The sequence below is a fragment of the Dietzia psychralcaliphila genome (genome assembly GCF_003096095.1).
GTDB lineage: Bacteria > Actinomycetota > Actinomycetes > Mycobacteriales > Mycobacteriaceae > Dietzia > Dietzia psychralcaliphila.
The window spans coordinates 2,717,423-2,736,709 of sequence record NZ_CP015453.1 but is presented as its reverse complement, the minus strand read 5'-3'; the positions used below and the strand labels follow the sequence as shown (position 1 = coordinate 2,736,709).

At 66.4% G+C, this 19,287-nt stretch carries 28 protein-coding genes; 27 read left to right on the top strand and 1 reads right to left on the bottom strand.

What is annotated here, in order from left to right:
- Nucleotide 1: 1 nt before the first annotated feature.
- The 5 genes from A6048_RS12605 (at nucleotide 2) to tuf (ending at nucleotide 5,368) form a co-directional block, all read left to right on the top strand.
- A complete protein-coding gene (locus A6048_RS12605; protein WP_107746258.1) occupies nucleotides 2-652 on the top strand; it encodes a TetR family transcriptional regulator in 651 nt (216 codons plus the stop codon).
- Nucleotides 653-851: 199 nt separating this feature from the next.
- Complete coding sequence (gene rpsL / locus A6048_RS12600) at nucleotides 852-1,223, top strand: 30S ribosomal protein S12 (RefSeq protein WP_107746260.1); 372 nt, start codon at nucleotides 852-854, stop codon at nucleotides 1,221-1,223.
- Nucleotides 1,223-1,693, top strand: a complete 471-nt coding sequence (gene rpsG / locus A6048_RS12595) for a 30S ribosomal protein S7 (protein ID WP_107746262.1) — start codon at nucleotides 1,223-1,225, stop codon at nucleotides 1,691-1,693. Before rpsL ends, rpsG begins: the two co-directional genes overlap by 1 nt.
- Before the next feature lie 199 nt (nucleotides 1,694-1,892).
- The gene (gene fusA / locus A6048_RS12590) at nucleotides 1,893-4,004 is read left to right on the top strand and encodes an elongation factor G (RefSeq protein ID WP_107746264.1); all 2,112 of its coding nucleotides are present in this window, start codon (nucleotides 1,893-1,895) and stop codon (nucleotides 4,002-4,004) included.
- A 173-nt stretch (nucleotides 4,005-4,177) separates the two neighbouring features.
- A complete protein-coding gene (gene tuf / locus A6048_RS12585) occupies nucleotides 4,178-5,368 on the top strand; it encodes an elongation factor Tu (RefSeq protein WP_107746266.1) in 1,191 nt (396 codons plus the stop codon).
- Between the two features lie 158 nt (nucleotides 5,369-5,526).
- Here tuf and A6048_RS12580 read toward each other — a convergent pair whose 3' ends face one another.
- Nucleotides 5,527-5,799: a hypothetical protein gene (locus tag A6048_RS12580; protein ID WP_107746268.1), complete on the bottom strand. Its 273-nt coding sequence runs from the start codon at nucleotides 5,797-5,799 to the stop codon at nucleotides 5,527-5,529.
- A gap of 545 nt (nucleotides 5,800-6,344) precedes the next feature.
- Between A6048_RS12580 and rpsJ the strand changes: the two genes are divergently transcribed.
- The 22 genes from rpsJ (at nucleotide 6,345) to secY (ending at nucleotide 19,259) form a co-directional block, all read left to right on the top strand.
- On the top strand, nucleotides 6,345-6,650 hold the full coding sequence (rpsJ, locus tag A6048_RS12575) for a 30S ribosomal protein S10 (RefSeq protein ID WP_003938093.1): 306 nt from the start codon (nucleotides 6,345-6,347) through the stop codon (nucleotides 6,648-6,650).
- Between the two features lie 52 nt (nucleotides 6,651-6,702).
- Nucleotides 6,703-7,368, top strand: a complete 666-nt coding sequence (gene rplC / locus A6048_RS12570; protein ID WP_107746270.1) for a 50S ribosomal protein L3 — start codon at nucleotides 6,703-6,705, stop codon at nucleotides 7,366-7,368.
- Nucleotides 7,365-8,063, top strand: coding sequence for a 50S ribosomal protein L4 (rplD, locus tag A6048_RS12565; RefSeq protein ID WP_107746272.1), 699 nt, complete (start codon nucleotides 7,365-7,367; stop codon nucleotides 8,061-8,063). The genes rplC and rplD overlap by 4 nt, the downstream gene beginning before the upstream one ends.
- Complete coding sequence (rplW, locus tag A6048_RS12560; RefSeq protein WP_107746274.1) at nucleotides 8,060-8,362, top strand: 50S ribosomal protein L23; 303 nt, start codon at nucleotides 8,060-8,062, stop codon at nucleotides 8,360-8,362. The genes rplD and rplW overlap by 4 nt, the downstream gene beginning before the upstream one ends.
- Nucleotides 8,363-8,393: 31 nt before the next feature.
- Nucleotides 8,394-9,230: a 50S ribosomal protein L2 gene (gene rplB, locus A6048_RS12555; protein ID WP_107746276.1), complete on the top strand. Its 837-nt coding sequence runs from the start codon at nucleotides 8,394-8,396 to the stop codon at nucleotides 9,228-9,230.
- 14 nt (nucleotides 9,231-9,244) lie between these two features.
- Nucleotides 9,245-9,526 (top strand): 30S ribosomal protein S19, encoded by a 282-nt coding sequence (gene rpsS, locus A6048_RS12550; RefSeq protein ID WP_017838195.1) that lies wholly within the window; start codon nucleotides 9,245-9,247, stop codon nucleotides 9,524-9,526.
- Nucleotides 9,523-9,963, top strand: a complete 441-nt coding sequence (gene rplV / locus A6048_RS12545; protein WP_107746278.1) for a 50S ribosomal protein L22 — start codon at nucleotides 9,523-9,525, stop codon at nucleotides 9,961-9,963. Before rpsS ends, rplV begins: the two co-directional genes overlap by 4 nt.
- On the top strand, nucleotides 9,964-10,797 hold the full coding sequence (gene rpsC, locus A6048_RS12540) for a 30S ribosomal protein S3 (RefSeq protein WP_017838197.1): 834 nt from the start codon (nucleotides 9,964-9,966) through the stop codon (nucleotides 10,795-10,797).
- Between the two features lie 2 nt (nucleotides 10,798-10,799).
- Nucleotides 10,800-11,216 carry a 50S ribosomal protein L16 gene (gene rplP, locus A6048_RS12535; protein WP_017838198.1) on the top strand — a complete coding sequence of 139 codons (417 nt, stop codon included), beginning with the start codon at nucleotides 10,800-10,802 and terminating at the stop codon, nucleotides 11,214-11,216.
- Nucleotides 11,216-11,446 carry a 50S ribosomal protein L29 gene (gene rpmC, locus A6048_RS12530; protein ID WP_017838199.1) on the top strand — a complete coding sequence of 77 codons (231 nt, stop codon included), beginning with the start codon at nucleotides 11,216-11,218 and terminating at the stop codon, nucleotides 11,444-11,446. Before rplP ends, rpmC begins: the two co-directional genes overlap by 1 nt.
- A gap of 17 nt (nucleotides 11,447-11,463) precedes the next feature.
- Nucleotides 11,464-11,739: a 30S ribosomal protein S17 gene (gene rpsQ, locus A6048_RS12525; protein ID WP_107746280.1), complete on the top strand. Its 276-nt coding sequence runs from the start codon at nucleotides 11,464-11,466 to the stop codon at nucleotides 11,737-11,739.
- Between the two features lie 197 nt (nucleotides 11,740-11,936).
- Nucleotides 11,937-13,358 carry an alpha/beta hydrolase gene (locus A6048_RS12520; protein WP_107746282.1) on the top strand — a complete coding sequence of 474 codons (1,422 nt, stop codon included), beginning with the start codon at nucleotides 11,937-11,939 and terminating at the stop codon, nucleotides 13,356-13,358.
- 146 nt (nucleotides 13,359-13,504) lie between these two features.
- Entirely contained in the window at nucleotides 13,505-13,873 is a 369-nt protein-coding gene (gene rplN / locus A6048_RS12515) for a 50S ribosomal protein L14 (RefSeq protein WP_095717592.1), read from the top strand.
- A 1-nt stretch (nucleotide 13,874) separates the two neighbouring features.
- On the top strand, nucleotides 13,875-14,189 hold the full coding sequence (rplX, locus tag A6048_RS12510; protein ID WP_107746284.1) for a 50S ribosomal protein L24: 315 nt from the start codon (nucleotides 13,875-13,877) through the stop codon (nucleotides 14,187-14,189).
- Nucleotides 14,190-14,191: 2 nt separating this feature from the next.
- Entirely contained in the window at nucleotides 14,192-14,764 is a 573-nt protein-coding gene (gene rplE / locus A6048_RS12505; RefSeq protein WP_107746286.1) for a 50S ribosomal protein L5, read from the top strand.
- A 269-nt stretch (nucleotides 14,765-15,033) separates the two neighbouring features.
- On the top strand, nucleotides 15,034-15,432 hold the full coding sequence (rpsH, locus tag A6048_RS12500; RefSeq protein ID WP_107746288.1) for a 30S ribosomal protein S8: 399 nt from the start codon (nucleotides 15,034-15,036) through the stop codon (nucleotides 15,430-15,432).
- An 11-nt stretch (nucleotides 15,433-15,443) separates the two neighbouring features.
- Nucleotides 15,444-15,980, top strand: a complete 537-nt coding sequence (gene rplF, locus A6048_RS12495) for a 50S ribosomal protein L6 (protein WP_107746290.1) — start codon at nucleotides 15,444-15,446, stop codon at nucleotides 15,978-15,980.
- 2 nt (nucleotides 15,981-15,982) lie between these two features.
- Nucleotides 15,983-16,378 carry a 50S ribosomal protein L18 gene (gene rplR, locus A6048_RS12490; RefSeq protein WP_107746292.1) on the top strand — a complete coding sequence of 132 codons (396 nt, stop codon included), beginning with the start codon at nucleotides 15,983-15,985 and terminating at the stop codon, nucleotides 16,376-16,378.
- Between the two features lie 43 nt (nucleotides 16,379-16,421).
- Nucleotides 16,422-17,093, top strand: a complete 672-nt coding sequence (gene rpsE / locus A6048_RS12485) for a 30S ribosomal protein S5 (protein ID WP_107746294.1) — start codon at nucleotides 16,422-16,424, stop codon at nucleotides 17,091-17,093.
- A 3-nt stretch (nucleotides 17,094-17,096) separates the two neighbouring features.
- Entirely contained in the window at nucleotides 17,097-17,279 is a 183-nt protein-coding gene (gene rpmD / locus A6048_RS12480) for a 50S ribosomal protein L30 (protein ID WP_107746296.1), read from the top strand.
- 2 nt (nucleotides 17,280-17,281) lie between these two features.
- Nucleotides 17,282-17,731 (top strand): 50S ribosomal protein L15, encoded by a 450-nt coding sequence (gene rplO, locus A6048_RS12475; protein WP_107746298.1) that lies wholly within the window; start codon nucleotides 17,282-17,284, stop codon nucleotides 17,729-17,731.
- Between the two features lie 205 nt (nucleotides 17,732-17,936).
- Complete coding sequence (gene secY, locus A6048_RS12470; RefSeq protein ID WP_107746300.1) at nucleotides 17,937-19,259, top strand: preprotein translocase subunit SecY; 1,323 nt, start codon at nucleotides 17,937-17,939, stop codon at nucleotides 19,257-19,259.
- The last annotated feature ends 28 nt before the right edge of the window (nucleotides 19,260-19,287 follow it).

The following is a 19,287-nucleotide window of genomic DNA, read 5'->3' as shown; positions in this document are numbered from 1 at the left end:
AATGACGGCACCCGAGCAACGGGCCCCGAAGCAGGACCGTAGCCGCCTCACGCGGGAACGCCTCCTGGGTGCCTCGATCGACCTCCTCGCCACGCAGGGCTGGGCGGCGACCACCGTGGGAGCGGTGGCCGCCGCCGCCGGCGTCTCACGGGGCGCCGCGCAGCACCATTTCCCCACCCGCGAGGACCTCATCACCGCCGCCCTCCTGCACATGATCGAGCAACGGATCGAGGACGTCCGGAATGTGGGACTGGATCTCCCCGAACCGGGGCCCGAGCGGACGGTGGCCGTGGTCCGTCTGATCGTCCAGCACTACACCTCGGACCTCTTCAAGGCGGCGCTGCACGTGTGGACCGCCGCGGCCAGCGATCCGGCACTTCGTGACCGCGTGCTGCCGCTCGAGAACCACATGTCCCGCGAGGTCCTGGCGATCGCCGCCTCCGCCCTCGGGCGCGACCCCGCCGACGTACGGGTGCGCCGACCCCTGCAGGCCACCCTCGACCTGGCCCGCGGGCTCGGGCTCGCGGACGTGCTCTCCGATGACTCCGCACGACGCGAGAAGGTGATCCGGTACTGGGCCGAGACCATCGATCTGGTGCTCGCACAGAACCCGGAGACGTCGGCCGAAGATGTCACCTCGGCCACGTTTTGACCGATCATCACGACGGCGGTTAGGCTTGACCATCGTGCTCGCAGTATGCGAGCTGGAGGATCGTGCCCAGTAGGCCAGCGAGAGCGGCTGACGTGGTCGCCCGTGCGCCCGTCGGGGAGCGCGAGAGTCCGGATACGAGCAACGTCCCAGTGACCGGTGGTCGCCCTCGCGGAGGCCGCCAGCTAGAGAAAGTCGGTTCATGCCAACCATCAACCAGCTGGTCCGCAAGGGCCGCCAGGACAAGAAGTCCTCGTCTGCGACGGCGGCCCTCAAGGGCTCGCCGCAGCGTCGTGGCGTGTGCACCCGTGTGTACACCACGACCCCCAAGAAGCCGAACTCCGCGCTGCGGAAGGTCGCCCGTGTGCGCCTGACCAGCGGCATCGAGGTGTCCGCGTACATCCCCGGTGAGGGCCACAACCTCCAGGAGCACTCGATGGTGCTCGTCCGTGGTGGACGTGTGAAGGACCTCCCGGGTGTCCGGTACAAGATCATCCGCGGCTCCCTCGACACGCAGGGCGTGAAGGACCGCAAGCAGGCCCGCTCCCGCTACGGCGCCAAGAAGGAGAAGTAATGCCTCGTAAGGGTCCCGCCCCGAAGCGCCAGCTCATCAACGATCCGGTCTACGGTTCGCAGCTGGTCACGCAGCTCGTCAACAAGATCCTCCTCGACGGCAAGAAGACGACCGCCGAGCGCATCGTCTACTCGGCGCTGGAGATCTGCCGCGAGAAGACCGGCACCGATCCGGTCCTCACCCTCAAGAAGGCTCTTGACAACGTCAAGCCCGCCCTCGAGGTCCGCTCCCGCCGCGTCGGTGGCGCCACCTACCAGGTGCCCGTCGAGGTCCGTCCGGGTCGTTCCACGACCCTCGCCATGCGCTGGCTGGTGACCTTCTCCCGGCAGCGTCGCGAGAACAGCATGGTCGAGCGTCTGGCCAACGAGATCCTCGACGCCTCCAACGGCCTGGGTGCCGCGGTCAAGCGCCGCGAGGACACCCACAAGATGGCCGAGGCCAACCGGGCGTTCGCGCACTACCGCTGGTGATCCAGCCGGGCCCCGGAGCGGGGGGACGCCCACGGGGCGTCACCGCTCCGGGGATCCCCTGCCGCCCCGAGGGTGGCATCATTGAACAAGGGTCGGTTCCGCGCGAGCGAAGCGGGACACGGCCCAGCACAACAGACCCGGTTCGGACGGTCGGACACGACCGCCCGGGCCACCTAAGACTCACGATCGGGGACCATCCGTGGCACAGGACGTGCTGACCGACCTCAACAAGGTCCGCAACATCGGCATCATGGCGCACATCGACGCCGGTAAGACGACCGTCACCGAGCGCATCCTGTTCTACACGGGTGTCAACCGGAAGATCGGCGAGACGCACGACGGCGCCTCGACCACCGACTGGATGGAGCAGGAGAAAGAGCGCGGCATCACCATCACGTCGGCCGCCGTCACCTGTTTCTGGGCCGACAACCAGATCAACATCATCGATACCCCGGGCCACGTCGACTTCACGGTCGAGGTCGAGCGCTCGCTGCGCGTCCTCGACGGTGCGGTCGCGGTGTTCGACGGCAAGGAGGGCGTCGAGCCCCAGTCGGAGCAGGTTTGGCGCCAGGCGGAGAAGTACGACGTCCCGCGCATCTGCTTCGTCAACAAGATGGACAAGATGGGCGCGGACTTCTACTACACCGTGCAGACCATCATCGACCGTCTCGGCGCGAAGCCGCTCGTCCTGCAGCTGCCCATCGGCGCGGAGGACGAGTTCGACGGGGTCATCGACCTCGTGGAGATGAAGGCCCTCGTCTGGCCGGGCGTCACGCCGATCGGCACCGAGGCCACGGTCCAGGAGATCCCCGAAGATCTCAAGGACAAGGCCGACGAGTACCGGGAGAAGCTGCTCGAGGCCGTCGCCGAGAGCGACGAGGCCCTCATGGAGAAGTACTTCGGCGGCGAGGAGCTGACGAAGGCCGAGATCCAGGGCGCGATCCGCAAGATGACGGTCAACGCCGAGATCTACCCGGTGCTGTGTGGTTCGGCGTACAAGAACAAGGGCGTCCAGCCCCTGCTCGACGCCGTCATCGCGTACCTGCCCAACCCGCTGGACGTCGGCTCGATCCACGGCCACGCCGTGGGCGACGAGGAGAAGGTGGTCAGCCGCCAGCCCTCCAAGGACGAGCCGTTCGCGGCACTGGCGTTCAAGATCGCCGTGCACCCGTTCTTCGGTGAGCTCACCTTCGTCCGCGTCTACTCGGGTCGTATCGACCCGAGCACCCAGGTGCAGAACGCGACCAAGGGCAAGAAGGAGCGCGTCGGCAAGCTCTTCCAGATGCACGCCAACAAGGAGATGCCCGTAGAGGAGGCCGTCGCCGGCCACATCTACGCGTTCATCGGCCTCAAGGACACCACCACGGGTGACACCCTGTGCGACCTGCAGAACCAGGTCATCCTCGAGTCCATGACTTTCCCGGCCCCGGTCATCGACGTCTCGATCGAGCCCAAGACCAAGGCTGACCAGGAGAAGCTCGGCACGGCCATCCAGAAGCTGGCCCGCGAGGATCCGACGTTCTCCGTCCGGCTGGACGACGAGACCGGTCAGACCGTCATCGGCGGCATGGGCGAGCTCCACCTGGATGTGCTCGTCGACCGCATGAAGCGCGAGTTCAAGGTCGAGGCCAACGTCGGCAAGCCGCAGGTCGCGTACCGCGAGACCATCAAGGGCACGGTCGAGAAGTTCGACTACACCCACAAGAAGCAGACCGGTGGTTCGGGCCAGTTCGCCAAGGTCCAGATCCGTCTCGAGCCGCTTCCCCAGGAGCAGGTCGAGGAGGGCGAGACCTACGAGTTCTCCGACAAGGTCACCGGTGGCCGTATCCCCAAGGAGTACATCCCCTCGGTGGACCACGGCATCAAGGACGCCATGCAGTACGGCGTCCTCGCCGGCTACCCGATGGTCAACGTCAAGGCGACGCTGATCGACGGCGCGTACCACGAGGTCGACTCTTCGGAGATGGCGTTCAAGGTCGCGGGCTCGATGGCCTTCAAGGAGGCCTCCCGCCGGTGTCAGCCGGTGATCCTCGAGCCGCTCATGGCGGTCGAGGTCATCACACCGGAGGACTACATGGGCGACGTGATCGGCGACATCAACTCCCGCCGTGGCCAGATCCAGGCGATGGAGGAGCGCTCCGGCGCCCGCGTCGTCAAGGCCAACGTGCCGCTGTCCGAAATGTTCGGCTACGTCGGCGACCTCCGGTCGAAGACGCAGGGCCGGGCCAACTACTCGATGGTCTTCTCCCACTACGCCGAGGTTCCGGCGAGTGTGTCCAAGGAGATCATCGCCAAGGCGACCGGCGAGTAACCGGTACTGGTCCCGCCCGGCCGAGAGGTAGGGCGGGGCCGATGCCGGCGGCGCACGGTCGAACCTCCGGGTGGCCGCCGGTTCGTGCCCCACGGCACGATGAGTAAGATCAGATCCCACACAAAGCAGTGCCCACCTCGAGGTGGGGACAGACCAGTCCAGGAGGACATAAAGTGGCGAAGGCGAAGTTCGAGCGGACCAAACCGCACGTTAACATCGGCACCATCGGTCACGTCGACCATGGCAAGACCACCACCACCGCGGCCATCACCAAGGTCCTGGCGGACACCTTCCCCGATCTCAACGACGCGTTCGCGTTCGACGAGATCGACAAGGCGCCGGAGGAGAAGGCTCGTGGTATCACGATCAACATCTCCCACGTCGAGTACCAGACGGAGAAGCGCCACTACGCGCACGTCGACGCCCCGGGTCACGCCGACTACATCAAGAACATGATCACCGGTGCCGCCCAGATGGACGGCGCGATCCTGGTCGTGGCGGCCACCGACGGCCCGATGCCGCAGACGCGTGAGCACGTGCTGCTCGCCCGTCAGGTCGGCGTCCCCTACATCCTCGTCGCCCTCAACAAGTGCGACATGGTCGACGACGAGGAGATCCTCGAGCTCGTCGAGATGGAGGTGCGTGAGCTCCTCGCCTCGCAGGAGTTCGACGAGGACGCCCCCGTCGTCCACATCTCGGCCCTCAAGGCACTCGAGGGTGACGAGAAGTGGGTCCAGGCCATCCGTGACCTGATGCAGGCCTGCGACGACTCCGTGCCGGACCCCGAGCGTGAGACGGAGAAGCCGTTCCTCATGCCCGTCGAGGACGTCTTCACGATCACCGGTCGTGGCACCGTCGTCACCGGTCGTATCGAGCGTGGCAAGGTCAACGTGAACGAGGATGTCGAGCTCATCGGCATCAAGGAGAAGGCCACCAAGACCACGATCACGGGCATCGAGATGTTCCGTAAGCTCCTCGACTACGGCGAGGCCGGCGACAACGTCGGTCTGCTCGTCCGTGGCCTCAAGCGCGAGGAGGTCGAGCGCGGCCAGGTCGTCATCAAGCCGGGCGCGTACACCCCGCACACGAACTTCGAGGGCCAGGCGTACATCCTGTCCAAGGACGAGGGCGGCCGCCACACGCCGTTCTTCAACAACTACCGTCCGCAGTTCTACTTCCGTACCACGGACGTGACCGGCGTCGTGACCCTCCCCGAGGGCACCGAGATGGTCATGCCGGGCGACAACACCGAGATGAGCGTCGAGCTCATCCAGCCGGTCGCCATGGATGAGGGCCTGCGCTTCGCGATCCGTGAGGGTGGCCGCACCGTCGGCGCCGGTCAGGTCACCAAGATCATCAAGTGATCGACTGACCCAGCGGATCGGACGAGAAGTCCGGACCACATGAGTGAGGGGCGCTCCACCGAAAGGTGGGGCGCCCCTCACTCGTCGTCGAGGTCATGTGCGACGACTACTCGTCGGAGTGATGTGTGACGACTATTCGTCGGGGTCGTGGGCGACGACTACCGGCGCCGCCCCATGACGCTCATGGCGACGGACAGTCCGACCGCGGCCATCCCGGCCAGAGCGGTCACGGCCACCGCGGCAACCTGCTCGGCGGTCGCAGCGTGTTCGGGACGTCGGGAACCGCCGACCCCGTGTCTGCGGTCCACCTCCTCGAGCGCGCGGAGCATCTCGTCGGGATCGCCACCCTTGTCCGGGTGGTGGCGCAGGACGGCTTGGCGCCGATCCCGCTTGTAGGCGGCGGGGTCGCGTGGTTCGCGTCGGCTGTTCACGTTCTGCTCTCCTGGGGGAAGTGGCGCGCGGGCGCTGATGGCTCGACGTTACCGAAATCGCGCCACTCGCCGCGGACCCTCACCGACGGGCCAGCATCCCGATTTTGATCCCGTGGGGTACGTGCGGCATACTGGTCAAGTTGCCCGGACAAGGCGGCGAATCCGTGTGGCCCTCGGGCCGGCGGCTAGCCGGGTTGGTCGGGCGAGCACGACGGGGCGGGTGAGAGATCGCCCGCCGGAAAAGTGGGAGGGCGACACGCCCGACCGCGTGGACGCGTCGTGACACGTCAACAGCGGCAGCGGATCGGTTCCGCCGTCACCCTCGCCTCGCGGGAGTGCGGCACTCCGTCCTCTGGAGGGCCTTTTGTCGTGTCACGTTCGTGAGCGCGCGACGGTGGTCCTCCACGACGAAGCACCGATGCATGTGACCGGGTGTTAGACGGTCTGACGGTGTCACGTATGACAAGCGAACACAGAAGTGTCCCCCGCGCAGCGAGGGCGCTCACGACAGCCGCCTTCACGGGCGGGGGGAGAATGAGGACGAAGTGGCGGGACAAAAGATCCGCATCCGGCTCAAGGCCTATGACCACGAGGCCATAGACGCCTCGGCGCGCAAGATCGTCGAGACGGTCACCCGTACTGGAGCTCGTGTCGTCGGCCCGGTGCCGTTGCCGACCGAGAAGAACGTTTACTGCGTCATCCGCTCGCCGCACAAGTACAAGGACTCGCGCGAGCACTTCGAGATGCGCACCCACAAGCGGTTGATCGACATCCTCGACCCCACGCCCAAGACCGTGGACGCGCTCATGCGCATCGACCTGCCTGCCAGCGTCGACGTCAACATCCAGTGACCTCCGACCGAGCAGCGGTCAGCAAGCAACGTGCAGCGGAGACAGTGAACAGATGAGTACTACCGAGATCAAGGGAATCCTGGGCGCGAAGCTCGGCATGACCCAGGTCTTCGACGAGAACAACCGGGTTGTCCCGGTTACCGTCATCAAGGCCGGGCCGTGTGTAGTCACCGGGATCCGTACAGAGCAGACCGACGGCTACAACGCCGTCCAGATCGCGTTCGGCGCGATCGACCCCCGCAAGGTCACCAAGCCCGTCACGGGCCAGTTCTCCAAGGCGGGTGTGACCCCGCGTCGCCACCTCGCGGAGATCAGGCTCGACAACGCGGAGCAGGCCGGAGCCTTCGAGCTGGGCCAGGAGCTCGGCGCGGACGTGTTCGAGGACGGCGCTTTCGTCGACGTCACCGGCACCTCCAAGGGCAAGGGCTTCGCCGGCACCATGAAGCGTCACGGCTTCTCCGGTCAGGGCGCCTCGCACGGTACCCAGGCCGTGCACCGTCGGCCCGGCTCCATCGGTGGCGCGTCCACCCCGGGCCGCGTGTTCCGGGGCAAGAAGATGGCCGGCCGCATGGGCAACGAGCGTGTGACCACCATGAACCTGAAGGTCCACAAGGTCGATGCCGAGGCCGGCGTCCTCCTCATCAAGGGAGCCATCCCGGGTCGCAACGGCGGCCTCGTGATGGTCCGATCCGCAGTGAAGGGCGGTGCGCGCGCATGACCACGACGGAGAACACCGTGAATCTCAAGCTTGACGTCCGTACCCCGGCCGGCTCGGCCAACGGGTCCGTCGAGCTCCCCGCCGAGATCTTCGGCGTCGAGCCCAACCTGCCCCTCATGCACCAGGTCGTCGTGGCGCAGCTCGCCGCGGCGCGCCAGGGCACGCACTCGACCAAGACCCGTGGCGAGGTGCGAGGCGGTGGCCGCAAGCCGTTCCGCCAGAAGGGCACCGGCCGCGCACGCCAGGGCTCGACCCGCGCCCCCGCCTACACCGGCGGTGGCACGGTCCACGGTCCGAAGCCGCGTGACTACTCGCAGCGCACGCCCAAGAAGATGAAGGCCGCCGCGCTCCGTGGTGCCCTGTCCGACCGGGCCGCCAGCGATCGCATCCACGTGGTCACCGAGTTCGTCGAGGGTCAGATCCCGTCGACGGCCGGCGTGCGGGACTTCCTCGGAAGCCTGTCCGACCGCAGGAAGTTCCTGATCGTGGTGGGCCGCGAGGACACCGCAGCCTGGCGTTCGGTGGGCAACCTGGACCACGTCCACACCATCGCTCCGGATCAGCTCAACACCTACGACGTACTGCGTGCAGACGACGTCGTGTTCACCGTTGAGGCTCTGGACGCGTTCGTGTCGCAGGCCAGCAAGCGCGCCGCAGGCACCGATAACACCGCCGCGAAGGAGGCCGACAAGTGAGCACCGTCGCCGATCCCCGGGACGTGATCCTCGCCCCCGTCGTCTCCGAGAAGGCCTATGGCCTGCTCGAGCAGGGCGTATACACGTTCCTGGTCGCCCCGGACTCCAACAAGACGCAGATCAAGATCGCCCTCCAGGAGATCTTCGGCGTCACGGTTGAGTCCGTCAACACCGCCAACCGTCAGGGCAAGCGTAAGCGCACCCGCACCGGGTTCGGACAGCGCAAGAGCACCAAGCGCGCCATCGTGACCCTTGCGGCCGACAGCAAGCCCATCGAGATCCCGGGTCTGACCGCCTGACGGCGGGAAGAGTTAAGGACGAGAGAACCTCATGGCTATCCGCAAGTACAAGCCCACGACGCCCGGCCGCCGCGGCTCGAGCGTCTCGGACTTCGCCGAGATCACGCGCTCGACGCCCGAGAAGTCGCTGCTGCGCCCCCTACACAAGACCGGTGGTCGTAACGGCCACGGTCGCATCACCACCCGCCACAAGGGCGGTGGCCACAAGCGCCAGTACCGTGTCATCGACTTCCGTCGTAATGACAAGGACGGCGTCGACGCCACCGTCGCCCACATCGAGTACGACCCGAACCGCACCGCCAACATCGCCCTCCTGCACTACGCGGACGGTGAGAAGCGGTACATCCTGGCCCCGCGCAACCTCAAGCAGGGCATGAAGGTCGAGTCGGGCGTCGGTTCCGATATCAAGGTCGGCAACAACCTGCCGCTCCGCAACATCCCCTCGGGCACCGTCGTGCACGCGGTGGAGCTCCGTCCCGGCGGCGGTGCCAAGATGGCCCGCGCCGCCGGTTCCGGGATCCAGCTGCTCGGCAAGGAAGGCGCGTACGCGTCCCTCCGCATGCCGTCCGGTGAGATCCGTCGCGTCGACGTCCGCTGCCGCGCGACGATCGGCGAGGTCGGTAACGCCGAGCAGGGGAACATCAACTGGGGTAAGGCCGGCCGCATGCGGTGGAAGGGCGTCCGCCCGACCGTCCGTGGCGTGGTCATGAACCCCGTGGACCACCCGCACGGTGGTGGCGAGGGTAAGACGTCCGGTGGACGTCACCCCGTCAGCCCGTGGGGCCAGCCCGAGGGCCGGACCCGCAAGCCCAATAAGGCGAGCGACAAGATGATTGTCCGTCGCCGTCGCACCGGTAAGAAGCGTTAAGGAGGGAAACTAGGATGCCTCGTAGTCTCAAGAAGGGTCCGTTCGTCGACGAGCACCTCCTCGCGAAGGTGGACGCGCAGAACGACAAGGGTACTCATCAGGTCATCAAGACCTGGTCGCGTCGCTCGACGATCCTGCCCGATTTCATCGGCCACACGTTCGCCGTCCATGATGGCCGCAAGCATGTGCCCGTGTTCGTGTCCGACTCCATGGTGGGTCACAAGCTCGGCGAGTTCGCGCCGACGCGCACGTTCAAGGGGCACATCAAGGACGATCGGAAGAGTAAGCGTCGATGAGCACAGATACCAGGAAGACCGCCGAAGGCACGGCGCAGGAGGAGCAGCAGCTCACCGCCCGCGCCACCGCCAAGTTCGTCCGCGTCACGCCCATGAAGGCGCGTCGTGTGATCGACCTGATCCGGGGCAAGGACGCCTCCGACGCGTTGGACATCCTGCGGTTCGCCCCGCAGGCTGCCAGCGAGCCGGTGGGCAAGGTCCTCGCGTCCGCCATCGCGAATGCCGAGAACAACCTAGACCTGGATCCCCGGACCCTGGTCGTGTCGGCTGCTTTCGCCGACGAGGGCCCGACCCTGAAGCGGTTCCGTCCGCGTGCCCAGGGTCGTGCGTTCCGGGTGCGTAAGCGCACGAGCCACATCACCGTCGAGGTGACCAGCGTGCCCGAGAAGGCCGGTTCGACCGGTCGGGGCCGTCGTAACCAGGGAGGTGCCCGCTAAATGGGACAGAAGATCCAGCCGCACGGCTTCCGTCTCGGCATCACCTCGGACTGGACGTCCAAGTGGTACGCCGACAAGCAGTACGCGGACTACGTCGCCGAGGACATCAAGATCCGTCAGCTCCTGTCCAAGGGCATGGAGCGGGCCGGCATCTCGGGTGTGGACATCTCCCGTACCCGTGACCGGGTCAACGTCGACATCCACACCGCCCGGCCGGGCATCGTCATCGGCCGTCGTGGCGCCGAGGCCGACCGTCTTCGCGGTGAGCTCGAGAAGCTCACCGCCAAGCAGGTCCACCTCAACATCCTCGAGATCAAGAACACCGAGGCCGACGCCCAGCTCGTGGCCCAGGGCATCGCGGAGCAGCTCTCCAACCGCGTGGCGTTCCGTCGCGCGATGCGGAAGGGCATCCAGTCCGCCATGCGCCAGCCGCAGGTCAAGGGCATCAAGGTGGTCTGCTCGGGTCGTCTCGGCGGTGCCGAGATGTCGCGTTCGGAGCGCTACCACGAGGGTCGCGTCCCGCTTCACACACTGCGTGCCGAGATCGACTACGGCACCTACGAGGCCAAGACGACCTTCGGTCGCATCGGCGTCAAGGTGTGGATCTACAAGGGTGACGTGGTCGGCGGTCGTCGCGAGTCCGATCAGTACGCCCAGTCCAGCAACCGCGGCGGCGCCGACCGAGGGCCCCGCCGCGAGCGTGGCGCCGGCCGGCCGCGTCGCTCCGGCGCCCAGGGCACCACGGCCACCAGCACCGAGACCGGCCGCGCCGGTTCCGGTTCGGCTGCCGAGGCACCCGCCCAGGCTCCGCAGAATCAGACCAGGGAGGCGTGACAGTGCTTATCCCCAAGCGCGTCAAGCACCGCAAGCAGCACCACCCCGGCCGTAGTGGCGGGGCCAAGGGCGGCACCAAGGTGACGTTCGGTGAGTACGGCATCCAGGCTCTCGAGCCGGCGTACGTCACCAACCGTCAGATCGAGTCCGCGCGTATCGCGATCAACCGCCACATCAAGCGTGGCGGCAAGGTGTGGATCAACATCTACCCCGACCGCCCGCTGACCAAGAAGCCCGCCGAGGTTCGGATGGGTTCCGGTAAGGGATCCGTCGAGTGGTGGGTCGCCAACGTCAAGCCGGGTCGCATCCTGTTCGAGATGTCGTACCCGAACGAGGAGACCGCACGCGAGGCGCTGCGCCGCGCGCAGCACAAGCTCCCGTGTAAGACCCGCATCGTGACCCGGGAGGAGCAGTTCTGATGGCTAGTGGAACCACCGCCCCCGAGTTGCGTGAACTCGACGCCGACGCGCTCACCGCGCGTCTGCGTGAGGCCAAGGAAGAGCTGTTCAATCTGCGCTTCCAGATGGCCACCGGTCAGCTGACCAACAACCGTCGCCTGCGGGTCGTCCGTCATGACATCGCTCGCATCTACACCGTCATCCGTGAGCGCGAGCTCGGGCTGTCGGCGGCGCCGGGTGATGCCAAGTGAGTGACAAGGAAGCAGCCGTGACTGAGGCCAGCGAGAACACCGAGCGCAACAGCCGCAAGGTGCGGATCGGGTACGTCGTGTCCGACAAGATGGACAAGACCATCATCGTCGAGCTCGAGGACCGCGTGAAGCACCCGCTCTACGGCAAGATCATGCGCCGTACCGAGCGTGTGAAGGCGCACGACGAGACCAACAACGCCGGCGTCGGCGACCGCGTGCGGATCATGGAGACCCGCCCGCTGTCCGCCACCAAGCGGTACCGCCTCGTCGAGGTCCTGGAGCGCGCGAAGTAAGAAGCCCGCTCCGCAACACCTGAAGGCCCGGCCCCGAATCATCGGGGCCGGGCCTTCGGCGTCGGGAAATGTAACGAATTCCTCTACTTGATACGACAGCTCAGTATTGTGTCATCGGCTATCGAGCCGGAATTCACCCTGCGGCCCGGGGCGTCACATCCTGAGGGCCGCGTCGCTCACGAGGACGGGATAGCCATATGACGATACGGCCGGAGATCAAGAGACACGGCGTGGATCGGCACGGAATCGACGGGCACGGGGGAGTGGCGAGTCGGCGTGCCGGTGCCACACTCCGGGGCGCGGCGGTGGCAGCAGCGGCCATGCTCATCGGATCCGGTGTCGGGACGGGCACTGCGGGGGCACAGAGCCTGGACCCCGGGTCCCTGGTGCCCAGCGTGGCCCCGGGCAGCCTGTTGGGGGTTCCGTCGCTGAGCGTCGCCGCCTTGACGCAACTGGGCGCCCCGATCCCGTTGACCTCCGTCCTCGGGTCCGTCGCGGCCGCCGGGTCCGGTGACTTCCCCCGCCCCGGTAGCTCGCAGGCCCCGGCAGGTCCTGTCAGTACCCGGGACGGTTCCATCACCCAGACCACCGTTCGCGACGTCGCGCCGTTGTTCCCGGGATCACTGAACCCGGTGGACCGACGTGCGGAGGTCTGGACCGTCACCTCCGCCTCGATGCAGCGCACCGTGCGGGTGGAGGTGTACCGGGCACCGGACGGCGTGGACGCCCCCAACGTGTACTTCCTGGACGGTGTGGGGAGCGAGTCGCCGTCGGGCTGGAGCACGGGGATGGGGTGGGGGGATCCCGCGCTACGGGACCGGGCGGTCAACGTCGTCGCTCCGACGGGGGCTCCGGCGTCGATGTGGTCAGACTGGCAGACCGACGACCCGGTCCTGGGACCGAACATGTGGGAAACCTTCCTCATCGACGAGCTCCCCCTGCTCCTGGCGCAGCCCACGCCGGATACCGGCGCGCCACTGGCGCACAACGGGAGCTGGGGAGTGATGGGTGTGTCGATGGGCGCCTCGGCGGCCCTGCACCTGGCCAACTCGAACCCGGAGATGTTTGACGCGGTAGCCGGGGTCAGCGGTGCCTACTCGACGACTGACGAGCTCGGCTACCAGTACGCTCGTCTGACCGTCGCCGCCCGTGGCGGGGACGCGACGAACATGTGGGGCCCCCGCGATTCACAGGAATGGCGGGACCACGACACCGTGGCGGACCCGTCCGGGCTCGCCGGCAAGACCGTGTACCTCAGCGCCGCTACGGGCCGGGTCGGGTCGGCGGAACTCGGCCAGTTCGGCAGCAACGAGATGATCCTCGTGGACGGGCACATCCTCGAGAAGGGGTCCTACGAGAGCACCAGAAAGCTCGAGTCGTCCCTCGCCGGACTCGCCGGGGTGAACCTGCGGATGAACTACATGCCGACCGGGATACACAACTGGCCGGTCTTCGTCACCCAGATGCTGCCGGGCATGGATCACATCCTGTCGGGTCTGGAGCCGGCCAGGCCGAGCGCCCGGGTCGCGGCCAGGGGAGTGGTCGAGGACGCCGTCGGCTCGTCCGGGTCGCTGGGCTCGGCGAGTACGCAGAGCTCAACCGGTTCTGCCGGCAGCTGACGGTGATTTGGGGCTCGGAGGCCGGGGGCCCTACACTGGACCAGTTGCCCGTGATAACCGTGTCGAGAGACCTGGTGCGGGTGACGTGGCCGCGTGTGTCGGGTCGGAATCCGGCACACATCTGAACAAGCCTGGTCAGGAGAACAATGATCCAGCAGGAGTCGCGACTCAAGATCGCCGACAACACGGGTGCCAAGGAGATTCTCTGCATCCGCGTTCTCGGTGGATCCAAGCGTCGCTACGCAGGCGTGGGCGACATCATCGTCGCCACCGTCAAGGACGCCATCCCCGGTGGCAACGTCAAGAAGGGTGAGGTCGTTAAGGCCGTCATCGTGCGCACCGCCAAGGAGCGCCGCCGCCCGGACGGCTCGTACATCAAGTTCGACGAGAACGCCGCCGTCATCATCAAGAACGACAACGACCCGCGTGGAACCCGCATCTTCGGGCCCGTCGGTCGCGAATTGCGCGACAAGAAGTTCATGCGCATCGTCTCGCTGGCTCCGGAGGTGCTCTGACATGAAGGTCCACAAGGGCGACACGGTGCTCGTCATCGCAGGCAAGGACAAGGGCGCCAAGGGCAAGGTCATCCAGGCCTTCCCCGAGCGGTCCAAGGTCCTCGTCGAGGGCGTCAACCGCATCAAGAAGCACACCGCCAACTCGGCTGCCGAGCGTGGTGCCTCCTCCGGTGGCATCGTCACGCAGGAGGCCCCGATCCACGTGTCCAACGTGATGGTCGTGGACGCCGACGGCGCCCCGTCGCGCGTCGGAATCCGCACCGACGAGAACGGTAAGCGCGTCCGTGTCTCGCGCAAGACCGGGAAGGACCTGTGACCATGACTGAAACCGCACTTCCCACCGGTTACTCGCCGCGTCTCAAGGCGCGGTACAGCGCCGAGATCAAGCCGGCCATGAACGAGACGTTCGAGTACGCGAACGTCATGCAGATCCCGGGCGTCGTCAAGGTCGTCGTGAACATGGGTGTCGGCGACGCCGCCCGTGACGCCAAGCTGATCAACGGCGCCATCACCGATCTCACGCTGATCACCGGCCAGAAGCCGCAGATCCGCCGGGCCCGCAAGTCCATCGCGCAGTTCAAGCTCCGCGAGGGAATGCCGATCGGTGCGCGCGTGACGCTGCGCGGCGACCGTATGTGGGAGTTCCTCGATCGTCTGACGACGGTCGCCCTCCCGCGTATCCGCGACTTCCGTGGTCTCTCGGGCAAGCAGTTCGACGGCCACGGCAACTACACCTTCGGACTCAACGAGCAGACCATGTTCTACGAGATCGACGTGGACAAGGTCGATCGCCCCCGCGGCATGGACATCACGGTCGTCACGACTGCGACCAACGACGAAGAGGGTCGGGCGCTGCTCAAGCACCTCGGCTTCCCCTTCAAGGAGGACTGACCTCGAGTCAGGGCCGGACCGGCCGTCCGCGCCGGGGCCCCGCATCCGCGGGTCCCCGGCGCGGGCAGACGGCCCAGCCGTCGGGTCGCAAGTGGCGAGAAGAGCGCCATGCGCGGCGGGTCACCCGGAGATCGTCGATGATCTCGGGCCCCACACAACAGAACATTCGAACTCTTCGCGATAGGCCCACGACGGACGCGGCCGGCCCACAGGCCGACCGCCGGCCGTGTTGCATGGGAACCGTTGCGAGAAAGGAACATGGTTTATCCATGTCGATGACCGATCCCATCGCGGACATGCTGACGCGTGTGCGTAACGCCAATTCGGCTTACCACGACACCGTCTCCATGCCGCATTCCAAGCTCAAGGGCAACATCGCGGCGATCCTCAAGCAAGAGGGTTACATCACCGATTACGCCGTCGAGGACGCCGAGGTGGGCAAGAAGCTCACCATCGACCTCAAGTACGGCCCGTCGCGCCAGCGCAGCCTCCAGGGCATCAAGCGAGTCTCTAAGCCGGGTCTTCGCGTGTACACCAAGTCCACCGGCCTTCCCAAGGTTCTCGGCGGACTGGGTATCGCGATCATCTCGACCTCCCAGGGTCTGCTCACGGACCGTCAGGCGAACTACAAGAAGGTGGGCGGGGAAGTCCTCGCCTACGTCTGGTAAGGGGGCGAGAAATGTCACGTATCGGCAAGGCTCCGATCAGCGTTCCGTCCGGAGTCGACATCAAGGTCGACGGCCAGACCATCACCGTCAAGGGTCCCAAGGGTGAACTCACCCAGGATCTTCCCGCACCCATCTCGGTGTCGATCGAGGACAACACCATCACGGTGAACCGTCCCGACGACCACCGCGACAACCGGTCACTGCACGGCCTCTCCCGCTCCCTGGTCAACAACATGGTCGTGGGCGTCACCGAGGGTTACGTGCAGAAGATGGAGATCTTCGGCGTGGGCTACCGCGTCGTGGCCAAGGGCAAGGACCTCGAGTTCGCCCTGGGCTACTCGCACCCCGTGCCGATCGCGGCACCCGACGGCATCACCTTCGCCGTCGAGGGAGCCACGAAGTTCTCGATCTCCGGGATCGACAAGCAGCAGGTGGGCCAGATCGCCGCCAACATCAAGCGGCTGCGGAAGCACGACCCGTACAAGGGCAAGGGCATCCGTTACGAGGGCGAGCAGGTCCGTCGCAAGGTCGGAAAGACGGGTAAGTGACCATGAGCAGCACAAAGAAGCGTTCCCCGCTGGGTACCGACGTCTCGACAGCACGTCGTGTCGGCCGTACCCGGCGCCACTACCGCCTCCGCAAGAAGGTCGCCGGCACGCCCGAGCGTCCGCGGTTGGTCGTCAACCGGTCCTCGCGTCACATCCACGCCCAGATCATCGACGACCTGGCCGGCCGCACGCTGGCCGCCGCGTCGACGATCGAGGCCGATGTCCGCGCGTTCGAGGGCGACAAGAAGGCCCGCAGCGCGAAGGTCGGTCAGCTCCTGGCCGAGCGTGCCAAGGCCGCCGGCATCGACGCCGTCGTCTTCGACCGTGGTGGCAACAAGTACCACGGCCGGATCGCGTCGCTCGCCGACGCCGCCCGCGAGGGTGGGCTGGAGTTCTGATGACCTACACCACTGCACTGACCCTTAACGGAAGGACCGTCTGATGCCGGGACGTCAGCGTCGTGACGGCGGAAGCACCGGGCCCGCCGCGGACAACAAGACCACCACCACCAACGACAACGCCCAGGGCGGCCGCAGCGGCGGCGGCGGGGGCCGTGGCCGTGGCGGAAACGACCGCCGCGGTGGGCGCGATGACGAGAAGTCTCAGTTCATCGAGCGCGTCGTCACCATCAACCGTGTCTCCAAGGTCGTCAAGGGTGGTCGGCGCTTCAGCTTCACCGCCCTCGTGATCCTCGGCGACGGCAACGGCATGGTGGGCGTCGGCTACGGCAAGGCCAAGGAGGTGCCGGCGGCGATCCAGAAGGGGTCGGAGGAGGCCCGGAAGAACTTCTTCCGCGTCCCGCTCATCGGCTCCACCATTCCGCACCCGATCCAGGGTGAGGCCGCCGCAGGCGTCGTCATGCTCCGTCCGGCGTCGCCGGGTACCGGTGTGATCGCGGGCGGCGCGGCTCGTGCCGTGCTCGAGTGCGCCGGCGTCCACGACATCCTGTGCAAGTCACTGGGTTCGGACAACGCCATCAACGTGGTCCACGCGACGGTGAAGGCCCTCAAGGGTCTGCACCGCCCCGAGGAGGTCGCGGCCCGCCGTGGCCTGCCCATCGAGGACGTCGCACCCGCGGGCATGCTCCGCGCTCGTGCCGGACAGGGGGCGTAGATCATGGCCAACCTCAAGATCACCCAGCTCCGTGGCACGGTCGGGATCAAGCAGAACCAGAAGGACTCCCTGCGGACGTTGGGACTCAAGGGCATCCGGAAGACGGTCGTCCGTGAGGACAACGCTCAGACCCGGGGTCTCATCAACGTCGTGAACCACCTCGTCGTGGTCGAAGAGACGGAGTGAGCATGACTATCAAGTTGCATCACCTGCGCCCGGCACCCGGCGCCCACACCGACAAGACCCGCGTGGGTCGCGGTGAAGGCGGTAAGAGGGGCAAGACCGCCGGTCGCGGTACCAAGGGAACCAAGGCACGTAAGAACGTCCCCGCGGCGTTCGAGGGTGGCCAGATGCCGATCCACATGCGTCTTCCGAAGCTCAAGGGCTTCAAGAACCGCAACAAGGTCGTCTTCCAGGTCGTCAACGTGTCCGACATCGAGCGGCTGTTCCCGAACGGTGGGCAGGTCGGCAAGGCCGAGCTCGTCACCGTGGGCGCCGTCCGCAAGAACCAGCCGGTCAAGGTCCTGGGCGACGGGGACATCTCCGTGGCCGTGACCGTGGCCGTCGACAAGGTGTCCGCGTCGGCCAAGAGCAAGATCGAGGCCGCCGGCGGAAGCGTGTCGGAGGCCGGGGCCTGATTCCCCGACCGGCCCCTCCGGGGGCCGGATGACGGGTGCAGGGGTCGGGTCCGAGAGTCTCGGATCCGGCCCCTGCGCTCATCTTGATACAGTTTTTCTTGTTGTGCGTTCGGGGTCCGACACCACTGCCGTCGGTCTGACCCACCCGGCGCATCTGCATTCGACGAAGGTGGCGGCTACGGGCCGTCCATGACCAGGAGGACATGTGCTCTCCGCACTCGCGTCCGCGATCAAGGACCGGGACCTGAGGAAGAAGATCTTCTTCACCCTCGGGATCATCATCCTCTACCGCATCGGCGCGCAGATCCCGTCGCCTGGTGTCGACTACCCCAAGCTCCGGGGTCTCCTCGACACAGCGATGACCGGAGACAACGCGCAGTTGTACTCCCTGGTCAACCTGTTCTCGGGCGGTGCGCTCCTGCAGCTGTCCGTGTTCGCGATCGGCATCATGCCGTACATCACGGCCAGCATCATCGTGCAGTTGCTGACCGTGGTGATCCCCTACTTCGAGCAGCTCAAGAAGGAGGGGCAGTCCGGCCAGGCCAAGATGACGCAGTACACGCGCTATCTGACCATCGCGCTCGCCGTGCTGCAGTCCGCCGGCATCGTGGCGCTCGCCGACCGGGGACAGCTTCTCGGCAACGGCGAGTCCGTCCTGATGGACGGCGACATCCTCACCCTGGCCACCATCGTCATCGTGATGACAGCCGGTGCGGCCCTCGTCATGTGGTTCGGTGAGCTCATCACCGACCGTGGGGTCGGCAATGGCATGTCGCTCCTGATCTTCGCCGGCATCGCCTCGCGGATCCCGGCCGAGGGCGTCAACATCTACCAGAACTCCTCGACGATGAAGTTCGCCGCGGTCATGTTCGCGGTGATCCTGATCGTGGTCGCCGTGGTCTTCGTCGAGCAGGGTCAGCGCCGGATCCCGGTCCAGTACGCCAAGCGCATGGTCGGGCGTCGTCAGTACGGCGGAACGTCCACCTATCTGCCGCTGAAGGTCAATCAGGCCGGCGTCATCCCCGTGATCTTCGCGTCGTCGATGATGTACGTGCCGATCCTGATCACCCAGTTGATCCAGGGCCCCGAGCCCGCCGCGGACGGATTCTGGCAGCGATACGTCATGCAGTACCTGCAGAACCCGTCGAGCTGGGGCTACATCCTGCTCTACTTCGCCCTGATCATCTTCTTCGCGTACTTCTACGTGGCCATCCAGTTCGATCCCATGGAGCAGGCCGAGAACATGAAGAAGTACGGCGGCTTCATCCCGGGCATCCGCCCGGGTCGCCCGACGGCCGAGTACCTCGGTTACGTGCTCAACCGGATCCTGCTGTTCGGTTCCCTGTACCTCGGGCTCATCGCTGTTCTCCCCAACGTCTTCCTCGACATGGGTAGCGGGGGTGGAGACATGCAGAACATGCCGTTCGGTGGCACCGCTGTGCTCATCATGGTGTCGGTGGGTCTCGACACCGTGAAACAGATCGAGGCACAGCTCATGCAGCGGAACTACGAGGGCTTCCTCAAGTAGTCGCTGTAACCCCGAGCACATCACACTG